Below are 19,203 nucleotides of genomic sequence, written 5' to 3' on the forward strand. Positions count from 1 at the left end.
TTCCAAATTTAAAAACTATATTTTTAAATGTTCTTGTTTTTGGGGAAGATTACAATGGTTGTATTTATGATCCAAAAGGGAATAATAATTTCGGCAATGCTATTATTTATCTTATATCCAAAAAGGAACAACAGATTGCAGATGAGCAAGTAACTAGTGAAACTGACAAAGTAAATAAGTCATCTATTGCTGAATATAAAAAAGAATTTAAAATATATCTTTTCTTGATTGATAAAAAATACCTCAATTATAATAAATCAGCAGATCCTGTTTATTATCAAAAGCCAAAATATACAGAAAAAGCATATAAATTTGATGATAAACAAGACAAGTGGACTCTAATTGATTCAATAAATGTACTTAACGAAAGTCAAATCCAGAATGAGCAGACTTGGAGGGAAAATATTATTTCAAAATCAGACATAAAAAAAGAAAGCAAGGAGGTTGTATCACTAAAAAATTGGATTGGAATATATATTAATTCGGATAATGAAAAAATTAAATCATATAAAGAAATTAAAAGCAGAATTGGGTGGTATGAACTTAAAATAAGTTCACAAGAAATCTCTTACAACAACGATGAACGTATGGAATCTGAATTTCCAACAGAAGCACCAGGAGGACGTTTTATTAACTATAAATGCGATTATAATCTTTCTGAAAATACAATAAGATTGTATGAAAAAAATGAAAATGACACATCACCTCCAAAAAACACATCTGGAAAAGGACAAAAATTAGTACTCGTCCTTAACAAAAAAGATAACAATTATTATGCAGAATCCTCTGATATTAAAGATGCTGAAGGATTAGTAAACTCGGCAAGAGCAAAAAACAAGTCTCCTTATTTATTTTATAAATTTGATTTAAATACGAAGTAATAGCATTAAAGACAAATAATCATCATTAAAATTACTTTTAACAAAAAACGGCTTCAAAGAAATCTGAACAAAACTCTTCATCAAAATTGAAATCCTATTTTGAAATAAATATCGATGGTAGGACTTTAATAATTCTCGCCAACAAAAAAGAATATAATATCAATATAAAAAATAAATCGGAATTACAATCAAAAACTAGGCGATAAAATAAACATGATTTTTTTCAAAATAAACATTTAGATTCTATTCTGCTTTTCCACTTGAAATAACCGTTGGAATTCACTTTAATTGATATCCTTTTTATAACCGATCAAAATCTTCCTTTTTTAAGAAAATTTTCCAGATTTAAGATAGAAAGGATAAAAGATAGAAAACAGAAATACAAGTCCTGATATTGTTTAATATTTCCGAACTTTGTCTTGATTTTACTAGACAATGGATTTAAAAGAAAATTTCTTTCAATATCAAGCGCAGACCACGCCTTATGCCGCGGGTTTTGAAGTGGAAAAAGCAGAGGGCAGCTACATTTACGGAAAAAATGGAAGAGCATACCTGGATTTTGTAGCCGGCGTGTCCGCCAATACGTTGGGACATTCTCACCCAAAAGTGGTGAACGCTATTAAAGAGCAAGCCGACAAGTACCTACACGTGATGGTTTACGGCGAGTATGCACAGGAAAAACCCGTAGCTCTTTGTCAACTTTTAGCAGAAGCCACTCCATCACCGCTGGAGGTTACTTATCTTGTCAATTCGGGCGCAGAGGCCATTGACGGAGCTTTGAAATTAGCCAAACGCTACACAGGGAGAGAAGAAATTATCGCATTCAAGGAGGCTTACCACGGGAATACGCATGGTGCACTGTCTGTTGCTGGAAACGAGGTACATAAAAGGGAATTCCGTCCCCTGTTGCCATTAGTCGATTTTATCGAATTTAATAATGAAAGTGATTTTAGCCGGATTACGGAGAAAACAGCCTGCGTGATTGTGGAAACCATACAGGGCGCGGCAGGATTTATCACCCCAAAAGACAATTACTTCATTAACCTGAAAAAGCGGTGTAAAGAAGTGGGTGCATTATTGATCTTGGATGAGATCCAGCCGGGATTTGGACGCACCGGAAAGCTGTTTGCCTTTGAACATTATGGTATAGTCCCCGATATTCTGGTTATGGGAAAAGGCATGGGTGGAGGCGTGCCGGTTGGTGCCTTTATGAGTTCCCGGGAAATTATGCGGAGCCTCTCCCACTCGCCAAAACTGGGGCACATCACCACTTTTGGTGGCAACCCATTGATTGCGGCGGCGTGCCATGCAACACTGAAAGAAGTTCTGGACAGCGGCCTAATGAATAAGATGGATGCAAAAGAAAAACTCTTCCGCGAATTGCTGGTTCACCCGAAGATAAAGAATGTAAACGGGAAAGGGCTTATGCTGGCCGTGAATCTTGGTTCACCGGATTACACCCTTAAAGTCGCTTCAAAATGTATGGAGAATGGACTGATTGTTTTCTGGCAATTATACCGGAACGAATATATGAGAATATCCCCGCCGCTAACAATCTCTGATGACGAAATCCGAAAAGGTTGCGGAATCATCCTGGACGTTTTGAACGCTCAGGATTAACTATAAGCGGATTAAGCTGTCCAAATTTTAAGTTAGGAGAAATAAAATAATTGTAAAAATTAGTGTTCATCAACCATATCAAAACAGCTAACAAAAATCATACTTATTTTCTATAAAAAAATTGATTCCCAATAGACATTTTGATTTGGAAATAAGAAATTAATTTATATATTGCGCCACAATTAGAAATAGAGTATGGCGAAAACGAAAGTGCATTATGAATACAATATGCATTGTCTCTCCGAGATATTGTATGAGTATCTGGCAAGTGCAGAGGGATTATCAGAATGGTTTGCAGATGATGTAGTGGAGCGTGGTGACGACTTTTTTTTCAGCTGGGGCGGTGGTCCTGCTGAGAGAGCTACGCTGATCCGTTATAAGCCGGAAAGTTTTGTGCGTTTCCGTTGGGAAGAAGACGAGGGCACCAAATATTACTTCGAGTTGTCTATTATCATCGATGAGATTACTGACGACCTCTCGCTAAACATTACCGATTTTTGCGAGCCTGGCGATGAAGACGAAAACAGACTCTATTGGGAAAACTTGATAGAAAACCTTCAGATAAAATTAGGCGCCGCTTAAGCATAAATGGATGAACGATTTTATCGTTCATTATTTTTTTATAAAAAGACATGCAATCACATCAATTAGTTTATACCGAAGATCATTTACAACTTATTAACCGCGCTTTCTTATACGGGGATGCCGTTTGGGTTTCGTTTTTTGTAAGAAACGGGCAACTCATCATGGCCGAGGAATCTTATTTTTTCCTTATGGCCTCTATGCGGAAAATGCGGATGAATATCCCGTTAACCTATACTTTAGAATTTTTTCAGGATCTTTTTCAACGGGAAGTTTTGGAGAAAGGCGTCAGCAGTGGCATTATCCAACTAATGACCTATAGGAAGCAGGACAGCCATCCGCTGCCCAAGTCAGAAACCGCTTTCTATTTTGAGGTAGATGAGCTGGAAGATGTACTGAACATCCAAAAGCCAATAGAGCTGGACCTGATTAAAGAAATCAATGTGAACGCCAACCTGCTGAGCAACATCCGTGTTCATTCTGCAGAAAATATCTATGCCGGCATCTATGCCCGCGAAAACGACCTGGACGATGTGATCCTCCTAAACCCGAATAAAAAAATTGCCCGAAGCATCTATGGCAATCTCCTTTTTCTACAGGGCAAAACCATCAAGATCCCGAAACAGTCCGAAGGTGCTTACATATCGCCACTAATGGAAAACTTTGTCACCTTTGTCCACAAGAACAAACTGGCAGAGATAGAAGAAGCGGAAATTATCGCTTTTGAATCGCAAAAGGCTGAGGAAATCCTGCGCATCTCAGACGAAAAGGGAGTACATTCGGTATCAAAAATCAGAAATAAAAGCTTTGGCAATGATCGTTTTACCGAAATGGTAGCGAAATGGAGAACGAGTTTTGATGAATTATAAATTCTAATACATCAAAACTTACAAGGTAATATCATTTCTTTTGATAATTCTTGCCGGATTACCAACAACAACCACAAAATCTGGGACATCATTTACCACAACAGCACCTGCACCAACGATAGACCATTTACCTATGGTAACATTTTGCTTCACACAGGCACTTATACCAATTTGGCTACCCTCTTCTACCTTTACGTTGCCCGCTAAAGCTGCATTAGGAGAAATGTGTACAAAATCGGCAATCTCACAATCATGATCTATACACGATGAAGTATTTATGACACAATGATGACCAATTTTTACAGATGAGTTAATAATAGCTCCTGCCATTACTGTGTTACCAATCCCTAGCTCAGCACTTTTTGATATTATGGCAGATGGATGTATCAGATTAAAATTAACAGTCTGATAATATTGCGAATTGGTTTTCCTGTTATAATTATCACCAAGAGCTAAAAAAACATTTTCTTTGCTAGAAATCTCCATCTCATCATGAGAGACAGGATAATCTAAGATCATTTGTATTGTTCTATTCTGATCAAATACATTTTCAATCTGAACACCCAACTCTTCTGCTATCTCTATAACAACTTTAGCATGTCCTCCTGCGCCAAAGACATTAATTACTTTATTCATTCCCTTTAAAACTTTCTGTAGTGGCCTGTCCGGCACTGTTGATTCCTTCACTTTTAATTACCTTTTTCACTGTCATCATCAGTATTTTCATATCCAGGGCAAAGCTGATATGATTGACGTAGTACACATCCAGTACAAACTTCTCTGGCCAGTCCAATGCATTACGTCCATTGACCTGTGCCCATCCCGTAATCCCTGGTTTTATAAGATGTCTCTTTTTTTGTTCCTGATTGTATAGTGGCAGATAGCTTACCAGCAAAGGCCTTGGTCCTATAAAACTCATATCACCCTTCAGTACATTAATCAACTGCGGTAGCTCATCCAGAGAGCTTTTCCTGATAAACCGTCCCATATTGGTCAGCCTTTGGGCATCCGGCAGAAGTTGGCCACTGCTATCCCTCTGGTCTGTCATTGTTTTGAACTTGATAATGCGGAACACGCGCTCATTTTTGCCGGGACGCTCCTGAAAAAAGAAAACATTCTTCTGATTGAAGATATAAAGCATCAGCATAATAAGCAAAAAAAGCGGTGACAAAATCACTAGCATTACCAGTGAACAACTGACGTCTAAGAAGGGTTTTATAACATCTTTGTACATGGGATAAAATAAATCCGAAATTAAAAAACTTCGGACTTAGTATATTTTAAAGATTAATACTTTTTTTCTTTCTCTGATAAAAAACGATTAGCGCCGCCCCTGCCAGCAATAGAACGGGAATGTAACCATCAATAGGTGCAGGCGCAGGATTACCTGGTCCTTTTCGTGCAGCCTTATTATTACTATCAGATTCGTCATGACTATTTAGCGCATTCAAATCCGATGATCTATTATATGTTCCATCTGGACTGCCTTGTGTTTGCGAACCATCAGTATTCTTATTATCAAATACATTTTCTTTAAACTGCGCAGAAACAGCGATCATTCCCATACAGATATATAAAAAGGTAAAATATTTTTTCATTTGGATTTACTTACTAATATTGTGTTCAATTGGTAAAGATATAAATTTTTGGTAACATCTATTATTTATTGATGTTAATTTGAATTTAAAAAGGATTTCTTAGGATAATAACTGCTATCATATTGCTATACATCAATTGTAAACATATAAATGTCGCTATTTTATCACCATCATTTGGCTATAAAGGTTTTCCAGGTGGATAATCTTAGAAAAAGGGCTATCTACCTTGGACAGTTCCTCTTTTTGGTGGATGTAAGTGTACCGAGAGGCTACGTTATACATATTGGAAACCAATACCAGCCAGCATTCTTCGGTTTTGCAGTTGTACAGCGGGTATTTGGAGTTTTTCTTTTCAATCACTTGGAGGATTTTCTCAGAATGCAGCTCATCAAAAAGCGAAAACTGATATTCCAGAAACAAAAGAACGCCCTTTTGGTGGGGCGTTCTTCTGATATGTTTTACAAATCTAGTTCTTTTATTATTGGTTACGGCAGACATAATTTCTTTAACCAGCTGGCCAGGCTGTGTATAAAATTCGGTCTGCAGATAATCGATGCTGAGATAATAGATACCACACAGGCTTTTATAATCTGCCAGTTGCTGCTCTACCGCGCGGAAAATACTGTTGATGTAACTCTCTTTGCGCTTCAGTTCAAAATGATTAATAATTTCTGACACTTCCAGTCCAATACTCTTCCCCTGATAGCTGATAATAAAATCAGGGCTCTCACCGGTTAAGTTCTCTATTTCAATATCCGGAAAATGGGTAAACAAACTGGCCAGCAGAAGAAGTTCAGTTTTTTTCTGATACTCCTCGCGCTCATGGAGGTTGGCTTTGCCAATACTGTTGTACCACTTGAGCAAGTTAGCGGATTGACCGTTTTTATCAGCCATACATAGGGCCAGATTTTTCTGGAGATCTTCACAAACCATCATAATTAAAGATTTTGAAAATTAAACCTCCTTAAAGTTATTAATTTATTGATTATAAAATATTTATATTAATTAAAATTAATAAAATAACTTTTAAAAATTAGTTACTGCTATCTTGATAAACATCGGAAAAACTCATTAAAATACCTTCAGTTCAACGAAAAACCAACAGAAAACCACAAAAATTTTGAGAAATCATCTGGCATCAATTCATTATATTTGCAACTTAATAAATTAGACCTTATTAACAAAACAAACTATGGATTTCAAAAACTACACGATGCCTTACAGCATCAATCCCCAATACGCTAAGCGAACCGCTTACTTTTCTATGGAATTTGCCATAGACCAGGCTCTTAAAATCTACAGCGGCGGCTTGGGCTTCCTGGCAGGCTCGCATATGAGAAGCGCCTATAACCTAAAACAGGACTTTGTGGGAATTGGGATTTTGTGGAAATACGGTTACTATGACCAGAGCCGCAATGTGGACCAATCTCTCAACCCGATCTGGACAAAAAAAATGTATAGCTTTTTGGAAGATACAGGCATCAAATTCCAGATTGAGATCCACAACGCACCCGTTTGGGTAAAAGTATGGTATCTGGATCCTGAGACCTTCAAGACATGCCCAATGTTTTTCCTAAGTACCGACGTGCCTGAAAATGACCACATCTCCAAAACCATCTGCCACAAACTGTATGATGCCAACGAATCTACAAAACTGGCCCAATATATTTTATTAGGGAAAGGCGGTGCCAAGTTGTTGGATGAGATGAATTTTGAGCGCGATGTCTATCATTTAAATGAAGCGCACGGCTTGCCAGCGGCATTTTATCTATTAAGAAAGTATGGCGGTGATCTTTCCAAAGTAAAGGAAAAACTCGTTTTTACCACACATACACCCGAAGAAGCCGGTAACGAAAAACACAACATCCACCTTTGCCATGACATGTCCTATTTCTGTGGACTGTCCATCAACGAGGTCAAACAGATAGAAGGCGTAAATGATGACCGCTTCAACCACTCTTTGTGTGCCCTGCGGATGGCCAGGATCGCCAATGCCGTATCTCAGCTGCACGGTGTAGTGTCGCGCGAGATGTGGAACAAGTATCCGGGTATCTGCGAAATCAAATCAATTACCAACGCTCAGGAATTCAAATATTGGGCAGATAAACCGTTGTATAATTCCAAAGACGAAACCGATAATTCTTTATTCGATTTTAGGAAAAAACACCTTAAGAAAAGAACGTTCCGGATCGTAGCAGATCAAACGGGGAAATTATTTGACCCCAATATTTTAACCATTGTTTGGGCAAGGCGTTTTGCCGGATACAAAAGGGCTGACCTGCTCTTGGCAGATAAAGAACGCTTCCGTAAAATGCTGGAAAACAGCAAACATCCGGTGCAAATCATCTGGGCCGGAAAACCTTATCCCATGGATTACGGCGCTATCTCTACTTTTAATAATCTGGTTGAGGAAAGCAAAAACCACAAAAACATGGCCGTATTAACCGGTTACGAATTGGCACTCAGCAAATCACTGAAGCAAGGTTCGGACATCTGGCTCAACAATCCGCGGGTACCAAGGGAAGCCTCAGGAACCAGTGGTATGACAGCTGCCATGAACGGATCTGTTAACCTGTCTACCGATGATGGCTGGATCCCGGAATTTGCAAGAAATGGAGAGAACGCATTCGTTGTTCCGCAGGCAGATTATAACCATTGGCCACAGATAGAGCAAGATCAATTTGACCTCAACAATCTTTATGATGTTTTGGAAAATGAGATCATTCCGACCTATTACGACAACCCGGCGCAATGGCGAAAAATCGTACAAACAGCAATGGATGATGTTAAATACCAGTTCAACAGCGATAGGATGGCAGATGAATACTACAAACTGATGTACTAATCATTGCAATTAAAATTCAAAACCCTGACTTCATAGAAATCAGGGTTTTTTGTTGACATATTTCGAAATTCAACAATTATAATAGGGATTATGAGCCTTAATGAAACTGCGCCGTTTCTGTAGAATCTTTCATAGCAACAGTAGCAGAAGTTCCACTAGTTACGACAGTCTGAATCTGATCAAAATAACCTGTCCCTACAAAAGACTGGTGTTTCACCGCACGGAAACCTTTCGCTTGCAGAGCAAATTCCCGCTCCTGCAATTCGGAATAACCTGCCATTCCTTTTTCTTTGTAAGCCAACGCTAACTCGAACATCGCTGTATTAAGCGCATGGAACCCTGCCAAGGTAATAAACTGGAATTTGTATCCCATTTTTGCCAACTCCTCTCGGAAGTTCTCCATCTCCTCCACACTCAGTTTAGCTGCCCAGTTAAATGATGGCGAACAGTTATATGCCAACAATTTTTCGGGAAAATGAGCATGAATTCCCTCCGCAAACTGCCTTGCATACTCCAAATCAGGATTAGAAGTTTCCATCCAAATAAGATCCGCGTAAGGCGCATAAGATAAACCTCTGTCAATCCCCTGTTCTACTCCATTTTTAACAACATAGAAACCTTCAGAAGTTCTTTCGCCGGTTACAAATTTCTTATCGCGGTCATCAATATCAGAGGTCAAAAGATCCGCCGCATCTGCATCAGTCCTCGCCACAATAACGGACGGAACACCGCAAACATCTGCTGCCAAACGTGCTGCTATCAATTTATTAATCGCCTCCTGAGTTGGCACCAAAACTTTTCCGCCTAAGTGACCGCACTTTTTGGCCGATGATAACTGATCCTCGAAATGAACACCCGCGGCACCCGCTTCTATCATCTGTTTCATCAGTTCAAAAGCATTCAGGTTACCACCGAAACCAGCTTCTGCATCAGCCACAATTGGAACGAGATATTCCTTATCGCCACCACCGTTCACCGACTGGATCTGGTCTGCCCGAAGCAATGCATTGTTAATTTTTTTAACCACAGACGGCACCGAATTGGCCGGGTAAAGCGACTGATCAGGATACATTTCGCCAGAAAGGTTGGCATCTGCTGCCACTTGCCAGCCGGAAAGGTAAATGGCCTCTAATCCAGCATCTACTTCCTGAACCGCCTGATTTCCGGTCAGCGCGCCAAGGCCAGCCACCCAATCCTGATTGTTGAGTTTGTCCCAAAGTTTGCGGGACATCTCTGTCGCAATGGTATAATCTAATTTATAAGAACCTCTCAGTTTCAGTACATCTTCTGCTGTGTAAGGTCTAGTAATGCCAATCCATCGTGGATTGGTCAGCCAGTCTTTTTCAAGATTCTGGATTTGTTCTTGTTTGGTTTGCATAATATTTTGTGATTTGGTTTGATTAAATTTTAAAACATAGGAAGTACAATGTAGCAAGTACTTTTTACCTTCTACACCATACTTTGTACAATCAAATAAATGGATAAGCTTTTAGCGTGAGGAATTCTTCAAATTTTTCGCAGAATACCAACTCATTGAAAAGCTCTTTTGCCAGATTGAATTTCCCGGAATTATAGCGCTCTTCACCCACATATTTTTTGATTTTAATCAATTCATCTTTTTCCCATTGAAGCACCAATTCTCTGGTCAAACGTCGTTCGTCATCCAGAATAACTTCGTGTTTCAGCCATTGCCAGATCTGTGTCCTGGAGATTTCTGCCGTAGCAGCATCTTCCATTAGATTATAAAGCGCTGCTGCACCCACGCCCATCAGCCAGGATTCTATATAAAGAATACCAACATTGATATTTTTGCGCACCCCATTTTCTGTGATAGTTCCCGCAGGCACTTCCAACAGCTCAGATTCTTTTATTTTATAATCGAATTTTTTATCAATCTGATTTTTCTTTGGCATATAATGATCGAAGATATCTTTTGCCACCGGAACAAGTGCCGGATGCGCCACCCAGGTTCCATCGTGCCCATTTCTCACCTCGCGCTCTTTGTCATTCCTCACTTTTTCGAAAGCCAGTTCGTTGGCTTCGTTATCATTTTTCACCGGTATTTGCGCCGCCATTCCGCCCATTGCGTGGACATTTCTTTTGTGGCAAACCTCAATCACCCTTTTGGAATAAGCACTCATAAATGGTGAAGTCATCGTTACCTGATCCCTGTCTGGCACTAAAAACTGCGCCTGATTCCTGAATTTTTTGATATAGGAAAAGATGTAATCCCAACGGCCACAATTAAGTCCGGAGCTGTGATTTTTCAGTTCAAAAAGAATCTCATCCAACTGGAAAGATGCGGTAATGGTTTCTATCAATACTGTGGCTTTAATTGTCCCTTGCGGAATTTCAAGATAATCCTGAGCAAAGACAAAAACATCGTTCCACCAGCGCGCTTCATTATAATGTTCCAGTTTTGGCAGATAGAAATAAGGCGCAGTCCCTTTCTCCATCAAAGCTTTTGCATTCCTGAAAAAATAAATCCCAAAATCGGTGAGCGATCCAGATGCTTTTTCACCTTCTATCTCTATATTTTTCTCAGGGAGATGAAGACCTCTCGGGCGCACTATCAGAGTTGCTGTTTTATCATTCAGTTGATAAGATTTACCCTGTTCATTGGTAAAATCAATTGCTCTGTTTATAGCATCCGTCAAATTAATCTGACCTTCTACACAATTCTTCCAAGTTGGTGAATTACTGTCCTCGAAATCCGCCATAAATGTATTGGCGTCAGAATTAAGCGCATTAATAATCATCTTCCGATCCACCGGTCCTGTAATCTCTACCCTTCTATCAAGCAAATCTTCGGGGATTGGTGCACACACCCAGTCACCATTCCTGATATGAATTGATTCTGCCGGAAACCCAGGAAGCAAACCGTTATCAAATCCTTTTTGCCTAAGCACTCTTTCATTAAGCAAATCCAGCCGGCGTTGATTAAAATTCTGATGAAGCGCAATAAGAAAATCGGTTAAATCTGGAGTAAAAACAGTCTCAAACTGTTTATCAGAGGTTATTTTCAGTTGATTTATGGTTTCCATAATTAATTATTTTGTGATTTGGTTTGACAAATGTATAAAAAATATTTTCACAAATAGCGAACGTTCGCTAAATTTTATTAAAAAATATTATGCGGACAATCGCTTTAATATCTATCTTTGATCTTATGATTGCAGAAAGTGACTATATACGCGTGATTTTTGGGCTGAAATTAAAACAGCAACGGCAGAAAAAAAACTGGTCTTTGCAGGATCTTGCGACAAAAACCGGACTGTCCAAATCTTATCTTAACGAAATCGAAAACGGTAAAAAATACCCTAAACACGACAAAATTATACAGCTTGCAGAAGCTTTGCAATGTACTTTTGATGATTTAGTTTCTACCAAACTGGATAAGAATCTAACGCCTATAAATGATGTTTTGCAGTCGGAATTTTTCAAAGAGATCCCACTTGACCTATTTGGGATTAATAAGAATAACCTTATCAGCATCATCAGCGATGCACCCAAAAAAGTCACGGCTTTTATCAATGCTCTGATCGAAATCTCCCAAAATTACAATCTCGGAAAAGAGCGGTTTTACTTTGCCGTGATGCGTTCTTTCCAGGAACTATATGATAATTATTTCCCTGAGATTGAAGAAAAAGCCATCCAATTTGCTCAAGACAACCAACTAGAGCTTAACAAAAACCTGAAATTCGAGGATCTGGAAAAGATTCTGAAAGAAAATTTTGGTTACAATATTGAAGCTAGAAATTTTTCCGAAGATGCAGTCTTGGATAAATTACGTTCCCTTTTTGTCCCCGAAAAAAAATTGCTTTTATTAAACGAACGGCTGGATGAAAACCAGAAAATATTCATTTTTGCTAAGGAGATAGGTTTTAATGTTCTGAATCTCAGTCCACGCCCCAACACCTATTCCTGGCTAGATTTTGGGAGTTTTGAGGAGATTCTCAACAACTTTTACGCCTCCTACTTTGCCGGCTGCCTCATTATCTCGAAAAAAGAACTGATTGACAAAACCTCGGATTTTTTCTATCATAAAAACTGGGACTCCAACAGTTTTGAAGCGCTCATCAATCATTTTACAGATTCCCCGGAAACGTTTTACTACAGGCTTACCAACCTTCTTTCGGCAGAGTTTGGGATCAGGGATCTGTTCTATCTTTGTTTTGTCAAAAAAGATGATTCTGACAAAATCAACATCCTCAAAGAATTACATCTCAACCACCAGCAAGCACCACATTCCAACGCTACGAATGAGCATTACTGCAGACGTTGGGTTGCCGTGAAAAACCTGCACCACCTAAAAGAAAACGAAACACTGACCGATGCGCAAATCTCGCATTACAAAGATCAGGGCGTGAGTTACCTTGTGATTTCTACCTCGCAAAAAAATCCTTTCTCGGACGGCAGCAACCGGAGCTATTGCCTTGGCATACTGCTGAACAACCAAACGATCAAAAAGCTGAATTTTGCAAGGTCATCATCCCTCAAAACCATTGAAGTGGGCGTAACTTGCGAGAGTTGCAGCATACAAAACTGTGAAGTGCGGCAAGCGCCACCCGTAAGACTGGAGAAAGAACTGTTTAACCTAGATATGAAAAAATCTATCGAAAGAATCAGAAAATCATTAACTTAGGGAAATGATTTTTGACTTTCTCTTTCCTAATCGATGCCTGGATTGCAATCAACTGATTGCCAAAGAAGAAGTCATCTGCGAAATTTGCACCGATAAAATCTATTTCTCCAACCATCAATTTTCTGAAAATAATCCGTTGAGAGAAAAAGCCCTGCTTCAATTTCCTCTTGAACATGCATTTTCATTGATGTTATTTGAGAAAGGGAGCCTTGCACAAAAAATTATTCATCAACTTAAATACAACCGTAGGGAAACAGCCGGAAAAGTACTTGCCCATTGGCTTATGGAAAGAACAGACTTATCAACATTAGCACCTGATCTTTTGGTAACTGTTCCCCTTCACTCCAAAAAACTTAAGCAGCGCGGATATAACCAGCTGCACCTTTTTGCCGACACTTTATCTCAGCATTACAAGATCCCAGTTAATCATCATCTGTTGAAGAGAACTAAACATTCCCGAGCGCAGGCCAAGAAAAACCAAAGCGAACGACTGAAAACAAAAAATGCTTATCAACTGACGGAAACCATTAATGATAAGCATATTATTCTGATTGATGATGTTTATACTACCGGCAATACCATCTCCAATATCGCCTGGGAAATCTTAAACCATTCCAACAATGTTAAGATCAGTATTTTGGTAATGGCGATGGATGTTTGATGAATAGTTAAATCGCAGTTATTATTAATTCGTTACTTCGCAAAAATTGACGATCATGATTTTCAACTCAACTGTTTTACAATTACCGCTGTAGTTTTTCGCCGTAAGACAAATCACCTGCATCGCCTAATCCAGGAGTAATATAGCCTTTTGACGTTAATTCTTCATCCAATGCTCCCACCCAAATTTTAGCATCAGGATAGGCGTTGGCAATTGTATCCACACCCTGCTGACTGGCTATAGCTGCCACAATATGGATAGAAGTTGGTTTGCCATTGGTCAACAAATCTTTGATGGCTTCAATCAGAGACGCACCGGTTGCAAGCATGGGATCTGCCACAATAAGCGGACGGCCGTCCAGTTTGGGGCAAGTCAAATAATCCTGTTTGATAGAAAAATAATCGTTGGCGTCATGCTTCCTGTATGCGGCAACAAAACCACAATCCGCTTTGTCAAAATAATTAAGAACACCTTGAAATAGTGGTACACCGGCACGCAAAATAGTGGTAATAACAGGCTGCGTTTGGATTTCTTTTACCAAAATATTATCTAATGGTGTTTGGATTTCAACTTCTTTATAATCCAACGTTTTACTGATCTCGAAGGCGGCAATCTCGCCGATGCGTTCCATATTTCGGCGGAACTTCAAACGATCGTTTTGGACTTCTACGTTTCTTAAATCATTGATCCAGGAATTGATAAGCGATGTGTAATCTGAGAGTATTGTAAGCATTAATCTATTTAATAATTGTAAAGTTCGTCAATTTTAATCAATAAAAAACCCTTACGGAAGATAAACTCCGCAAGGGTCATAACTTATTTTTGTCGGAAATAAACCTCAATCGGCACTCCGGTAAAACCAAACTGTTTCCTTAACTGATTCTCTGTAAAACGCTTGTATGGCTCTTTCACATATTGCGGAAGGTTACAGAAAAACACAAACTGTGGCGACGGCGTTGGCAACTGTACACAGTATTTGATTTTGATATATTTTCCTTTGATAGCCGGTGGAGGTGTTTGCTCAAAGATCGGTAGCATCACCTCGTTGAGTTTAGAAGTTTTGATTTTTTTCTTACGGTCTTCATAAACTTCCATAGCTACTTCAACGGCTTTTAGGATTCTTTGTTTGGTTAAGGCCGAAACAAAGAGAATTGGCACATCGCTGAACTGGCCTATTTTATTCTTGATAGCCGCTTCAAAATCACGCATTGTATTGGTTTCCTTCTCTACAAGATCCCACTTATTAACAAGGATAACGATGCCTTTTCTGTTTTTCTGAGCGAGCCCGAAAATATTCATATCCTGTGATTCCCAGCCCAAAGTGGCATCTACCATAAGGATCACGACATCAGAATATTCTATAGAGCGGATAGACCTCATCACGGAGTAAAACTCAAGGTCCTCGGAAACTTTGGCCTTGCGGCGCATCCCGGCGGTGTCTACCAGCACAAACTCGTGCCCAAATTTGTTATACAAAGTCTGAATACTGTCACGCGTTGTCCCTGCAATATCGGTAACAATGTTTCTTTCAACATCTAGCAAGGCATTTGTCATTGTGGATTTTCCCACATTAGGGCGTCCTGCAATAGTAATTTTTGGGAGACCCTCAAATGGATCTTTATATTCGGTTGTCGGGAAATCACTCACAATCTGATCAAGCAGTTCACCTGTCCCCGATCCTGTTGCTGAAGAAAGCGTAAAATATTTTTCTACACCCAATTGATAAAACTCGGTAGCAGGAAGTTCTTCTTTAGCCGAATCCACTTTGTTTACCACCAAATAAAGTGGTTTGTTTGATTTCCTGAGAAGTTCGAAGATCTCCTGATCTGTTTCGGTAAGGCCTTCCTCTACATTCACCATAAAGACGATAGAAGTAGCCTCGTCCACAGCCAGCTGAACCTGCTTGCGGATCTCCTGCTCAAAGATATCATCAGAACCCACATCATAACCACCCGTATCAATCACAGTAAAGTCTACGCCATTCCAGTCAGATTTACCATAATGGCGGTCTCTGGTAACGCCGGCCGTAGAATCTACAATGGCTTCTCTTCTTTCTAAAAGACGGTTAAACAGGGTGGATTTTCCAACGTTGGGGCGCCCAACGATAGCGACAATGTTTGACATAAATTTGTTTAATAATAAGATTATTAATGGGTTACTCCTACTCTAGGAGCCCAAAATTTTGGCAAATATAGTGATTTTGGCCGACAGTTAAGAGTTATGGAATTTTCGGTTGAAATTGTAAGGAAATTATCAAGCTAAAATTAGCTTTGAGAGTAACACTTTTTTAATTAGCTTAAACCAATGATTTTCAATCATAATCTTCAGAATGATAATTTTTATTTGAAGACCTATTTTTTTTAACAAAAGGCTTTGCAAGTAGAATTAAGATTATAAAATTTGGAAGGCTTTTTGTAATTATCCAACTAAATAAAGCTATGAAAAAAATATTGATTATACTTTTGGTGGTATTCATTTTTATCCAGTTTTTCCAGATAGATAAAACCAACCCTGCATCTAATCAAGGCATGGATTTCCTTAGGATAAAAAACACGCCTGAACCAATTGCAAAGCTGATTAGAAATTCATGTTATGACTGTCATTCCAACGAAACCAAATATCCGTTTTACAGTAATATCCAGCCGGCAGCATGGCTGATGAAAAGCCACATTGATGAAGGACGGATTGCCCTTAATTTTTCTACATTCTCCACTTATGATAGCAAACGGCAAATTAAAAAACTAGGAGAAGCCGCTGAATATGTGAAAAAGAATAAAATGCCCCTGGAAAGCTATCTTATAGGCCATCCTGACGCCAAATTAACAGAACAAGAAAGAAAGATTATAGCGGATTACTTCTTACAAACCCGGAAAACTATTGCAAATTATAATGATTTGTAAACCTAGAAAAAACAAAACCCCACATAATAATGTGGGGTTTTTAATAGTATAAATTTTTAAATATTATTTCCAATAATTCCATCTTACGCCATCATAAACCGCTAACGAAAGACTGGCCGTATCATAACACATCATCCCTGGAAAAGGGCTTTTCACATTGGTAGCAGGGTTATTAATCTGAGGCAATATAAGAGCCTTTGTTGAACTCTCCAGAACAAGCACTCCTAGGGCATTACTAGATGACGCACCAATTACGACTCCTTTCCCTGTTTCTGCAGAGGAGTTATTGAGGTTCGTAACTGCTGTACCGTCACCTTCACCATCTGACAAATCTACCCAAGTACTATTCTGATACATTTTAACCTTACTGTCTGATTTATCAAAAATAAATGTCGCATTGTTATTGGTCGCAGTAGCAGCAATAGCTGTACTCTTATCCGCAATGGCAGGAAGAATAATCCCATTGGTATTGGTAGCAGAACTATCAAAGTCCAAAATGGTACTGTTACCATTTACCGAGGTTTTACCAATTGCTACCTGCGCATTGGTAAAGCCCAAACCCATTAATAAAACTGATATATATTGAAACTTTTTCATTTTTAAAAATATTAATACTGGTTACAACTTTTTGAAATACACTTCCATTCTCCCATATTGTTTAAGGTATCTACCAATCTGTACAACTTAACACAATTTGCAGAAATATCGTATACCATCATCCCGTTTTTAGGATCGGTAATGGCAGCAGTATTTGCCACTCTGGTAATGACGAATCCTGATTTTTGAGATTCCAATGCCAAAAAACCATTAGGAACACTCTCAGGCCATCCGCCCAGTTTGGTCTGGTTGGTAATTCCCACCTTTGTAGGTATTCCACCTGTGGCTGTGTTAGCAGGATCTGTACATTTGCAGGGCACATTTTTCAGTCCCATTCCACGTCCTTTGATATTTGTAGGCCCATCAACAACCTGCCCTATCACAATAGTATTATTGCTAGAAGTATTCCATGTATAAGCATTGAGTGCATTACCATTAATCAGCTGCAGTGGAAGTAATGTACCATTATTGGTTTTGGATCCATACATAGCAACAGTACCATCATTACGGATTATAAACCGCAAAACAGGCGTTGTCCCATTGCCGGCAACGTTCCATATTTCTGGGATACCACCCTGCCCATAATAAGTACCATCAGCGAATCGCGCTGACCTTTGAGTGTGATTGGACTGAAAATCAATCTCCTGTGTGGTAAGTAAAGTACCGTTAATTTTAATATTTAATGAATTATCTATGCCATATACATCAAGTTGGAAACCCTTATCGGTAGGATTAAGTGTAAAAGTAGTTGAGGCTCCAGCAGAAGCATTGAAACCTGTACTGTTGACTGAATTAACACATAGCTGCTGTACCTTAACAGGAGACGATGCAGGACTAAAACATAGATGGATAGCATCATAATAAAAGGCGTAGTAAGTCGCTTCTGGTGCATTCCCAACCTGCGCATCTGTTAGCGCTGTTCCCAAATGATTCGCATTATTATACCACACTAAGGTTGCCCCTGTAGGTGGAACAGGAGTTGTGTTGAATGCATTACTAAGATTAGCGCCAGTCGAAGGACTGCTGTATGTGAGAAGTGCATTATTAACAACAGGAGCCGTTGATCCAGCATTACAAGGGGTGATGGGGCAAGGTATTGTTAACCCCGTACTACCAGTTGGAAATGCAGAAATCTTGGTAAGACTCAAGTCATCAATATAATAGTCATTGCCGTTAGTCTCTGAATAGTCATTACGGAAGACTACACGTAACATACTGCTGGCGCATCCCGTATTTGACTTAAAGTAGATGGGCACCTCTAGCCACCTTCCCTTATAACTGGCATCTGTCATTGCGGGGGTTGTAAGTGTCGTAAGAGTATTTCCTGATAAATCCTTGATATCGATTGCAATACGCACCGGCGTATTAACAATATACAACCACATAGAAGCTTTATAGTGAGAGCCTTCTTCTATAGTTACCGTTCTTTGATAAAATGGTGCTAACGTAGTACCTGCATTAATAATCATTGCAGCACCCGCCTGCGTGCCAGAATGATCTGTAACCGTCCCTGTTTCATTATAAGCAGGCGTCCACCATGTAGATGAATTGCTTGGATTGATACCCGCCTTTATATATCCAGGCGCAACAACGGCATAGTAATTATCATCAATTTTATAAGCTAGTGCATTACTTGTATTGGCATACGATGTACCATAACCAAAACTGGATGCTGGCATGTAATCAGATTGTTTCCTACCATAATCATTACTGCTGGTGGGAAAATCACTTGTTCCAAAATCCTCACTAAAAACTACTTGGGCACTCAAAGATGAAGATGAATACCATACAAATAGTAACAAAAAAAGAAGTTTTTTATTGATAAGCGTATTTTTAATGTATCAATATTATTTTCGTCAAAAATATGTATTTTTTTTATTCGTTTTATAAAAAATAATCATTGTGCCCAAATAATTTCAATCACAAATAAATAATTAAAAACCAATAATTTACCACTTCAACTATGAATTATATCATAATAACTAAGAATAATGACTGTTTAAAA

Annotated in this window: 17 protein-coding genes and 1 pseudogene; 8 read left to right on the forward strand and 10 right to left on the reverse strand. The window is 38.9% G+C overall.

All coding sequences use genetic code 11. The features are described 5' to 3' along the window. The 4 genes and pseudogenes from AC00Y6_RS14530 to AC00Y6_RS14545 all read left to right on the forward strand — a co-directional run. Positions 1-881: pseudogene (locus AC00Y6_RS14530) on the forward strand (hypothetical protein); the annotation flags it as partial. A 435-nt stretch (positions 882-1,316) separates the two neighbouring features. Beyond that, the gene (locus AC00Y6_RS14535) at positions 1,317-2,501 is read left to right on the forward strand and encodes an aspartate aminotransferase family protein (RefSeq protein WP_474491334.1); all 1,185 of its coding nucleotides are present in this window, start codon (positions 1,317-1,319) and stop codon (positions 2,499-2,501) included. 195 nt (positions 2,502-2,696) lie between these two features. After that, positions 2,697-3,083, forward strand: coding sequence for an START-like domain-containing protein (locus AC00Y6_RS14540; protein ID WP_076782412.1), 387 nt, complete (start codon positions 2,697-2,699; stop codon positions 3,081-3,083). 50 nt (positions 3,084-3,133) lie between these two features. After that, on the forward strand, positions 3,134-3,952 hold the full coding sequence (locus AC00Y6_RS14545; RefSeq protein ID WP_474491335.1) for an aminotransferase class IV: 819 nt from the start codon (positions 3,134-3,136) through the stop codon (positions 3,950-3,952). Between the two features lie 18 nt (positions 3,953-3,970). Here AC00Y6_RS14545 and AC00Y6_RS14550 read toward each other — a convergent pair whose 3' ends face one another. From AC00Y6_RS14550 to AC00Y6_RS14565, 4 genes are all read right to left on the reverse strand, one after another. Next, positions 3,971-4,639 (reverse strand): acetyltransferase, encoded by a 669-nt coding sequence (locus AC00Y6_RS14550; protein WP_474491336.1) that lies wholly within the window; start codon positions 4,637-4,639, stop codon positions 3,971-3,973. Beyond that, positions 4,581-5,186, reverse strand: coding sequence for a sugar transferase (locus AC00Y6_RS14555; protein WP_474491337.1), 606 nt, complete (start codon positions 5,184-5,186; stop codon positions 4,581-4,583). The genes AC00Y6_RS14550 and AC00Y6_RS14555 overlap by 59 nt, the downstream gene beginning before the upstream one ends. A gap of 46 nt (positions 5,187-5,232) precedes the next feature. Beyond that, positions 5,233-5,550, reverse strand: coding sequence for a hypothetical protein (locus tag AC00Y6_RS14560; RefSeq protein WP_474491338.1), 318 nt, complete (start codon positions 5,548-5,550; stop codon positions 5,233-5,235). A 156-nt stretch (positions 5,551-5,706) separates the two neighbouring features. Then, a complete protein-coding gene (locus tag AC00Y6_RS14565) occupies positions 5,707-6,486 on the reverse strand; it encodes a hypothetical protein (protein WP_474491339.1) in 780 nt (259 codons plus the stop codon). Positions 6,487-6,742: 256 nt separating this feature from the next. On the opposite strand from AC00Y6_RS14565, the gene glgP reads away from it, so the two are divergent. Beyond that, entirely contained in the window at positions 6,743-8,395 is a 1,653-nt protein-coding gene (gene glgP, locus AC00Y6_RS14570) for an alpha-glucan family phosphorylase (RefSeq protein ID WP_474491340.1), read from the forward strand. 97 nt (positions 8,396-8,492) lie between these two features. Here the strand turns inward: glgP and aceA are convergent, their stop codons facing one another. After that, positions 8,493-9,773: an isocitrate lyase gene (aceA, locus tag AC00Y6_RS14575; RefSeq protein ID WP_474491341.1), complete on the reverse strand. Its 1,281-nt coding sequence runs from the start codon at positions 9,771-9,773 to the stop codon at positions 8,493-8,495. 91 nt (positions 9,774-9,864) lie between these two features. Then, complete coding sequence (gene aceB, locus AC00Y6_RS14580) at positions 9,865-11,439, reverse strand: malate synthase A (protein WP_474491342.1); 1,575 nt, start codon at positions 11,437-11,439, stop codon at positions 9,865-9,867. Positions 11,440-11,564: 125 nt separating this feature from the next. Between aceB and AC00Y6_RS14585 the strand changes: the two genes are divergently transcribed. Both AC00Y6_RS14585 and AC00Y6_RS14590 read left to right on the forward strand, forming a co-directional pair. Continuing rightward, the gene (locus tag AC00Y6_RS14585) at positions 11,565-13,040 is read left to right on the forward strand and encodes a helix-turn-helix domain-containing protein (RefSeq protein ID WP_474491343.1); all 1,476 of its coding nucleotides are present in this window, start codon (positions 11,565-11,567) and stop codon (positions 13,038-13,040) included. 4 nt (positions 13,041-13,044) lie between these two features. Next, positions 13,045-13,701, forward strand: a complete 657-nt coding sequence (locus tag AC00Y6_RS14590) for a ComF family protein (protein WP_474491344.1) — start codon at positions 13,045-13,047, stop codon at positions 13,699-13,701. Between the two features lie 82 nt (positions 13,702-13,783). Here the strand turns inward: AC00Y6_RS14590 and upp are convergent, their stop codons facing one another. Both upp and der read right to left on the reverse strand, forming a co-directional pair. Next, on the reverse strand, positions 13,784-14,434 hold the full coding sequence (gene upp, locus AC00Y6_RS14595; protein ID WP_474491345.1) for a uracil phosphoribosyltransferase: 651 nt from the start codon (positions 14,432-14,434) through the stop codon (positions 13,784-13,786). Positions 14,435-14,517: 83 nt separating this feature from the next. Next, the gene (gene der, locus AC00Y6_RS14600) at positions 14,518-15,825 is read right to left on the reverse strand and encodes a ribosome biogenesis GTPase Der (protein WP_474491346.1); all 1,308 of its coding nucleotides are present in this window, start codon (positions 15,823-15,825) and stop codon (positions 14,518-14,520) included. 314 nt (positions 15,826-16,139) lie between these two features. Here der and AC00Y6_RS14605 point away from each other — a divergent pair, with 314 nt between their 5' ends. Continuing rightward, positions 16,140-16,601: a heme-binding domain-containing protein gene (locus AC00Y6_RS14605; RefSeq protein ID WP_474491347.1), complete on the forward strand. Its 462-nt coding sequence runs from the start codon at positions 16,140-16,142 to the stop codon at positions 16,599-16,601. Positions 16,602-16,664: 63 nt separating this feature from the next. On the opposite strand, the gene AC00Y6_RS14610 is transcribed toward AC00Y6_RS14605, so the two are convergent. Together AC00Y6_RS14610 and AC00Y6_RS14615 are read right to left on the reverse strand one after the other, a co-directional pair. Beyond that, positions 16,665-17,198 carry a hypothetical protein gene (locus AC00Y6_RS14610; protein ID WP_474491348.1) on the reverse strand — a complete coding sequence of 178 codons (534 nt, stop codon included), beginning with the start codon at positions 17,196-17,198 and terminating at the stop codon, positions 16,665-16,667. A gap of 11 nt (positions 17,199-17,209) precedes the next feature. Next, complete coding sequence (locus AC00Y6_RS14615) at positions 17,210-19,000, reverse strand: hypothetical protein (protein ID WP_474491349.1); 1,791 nt, start codon at positions 18,998-19,000, stop codon at positions 17,210-17,212. Between the last annotated feature and the right edge of the window lie 203 nt (positions 19,001-19,203).

This window comes from Epilithonimonas sp. (assembly GCF_056329745.1).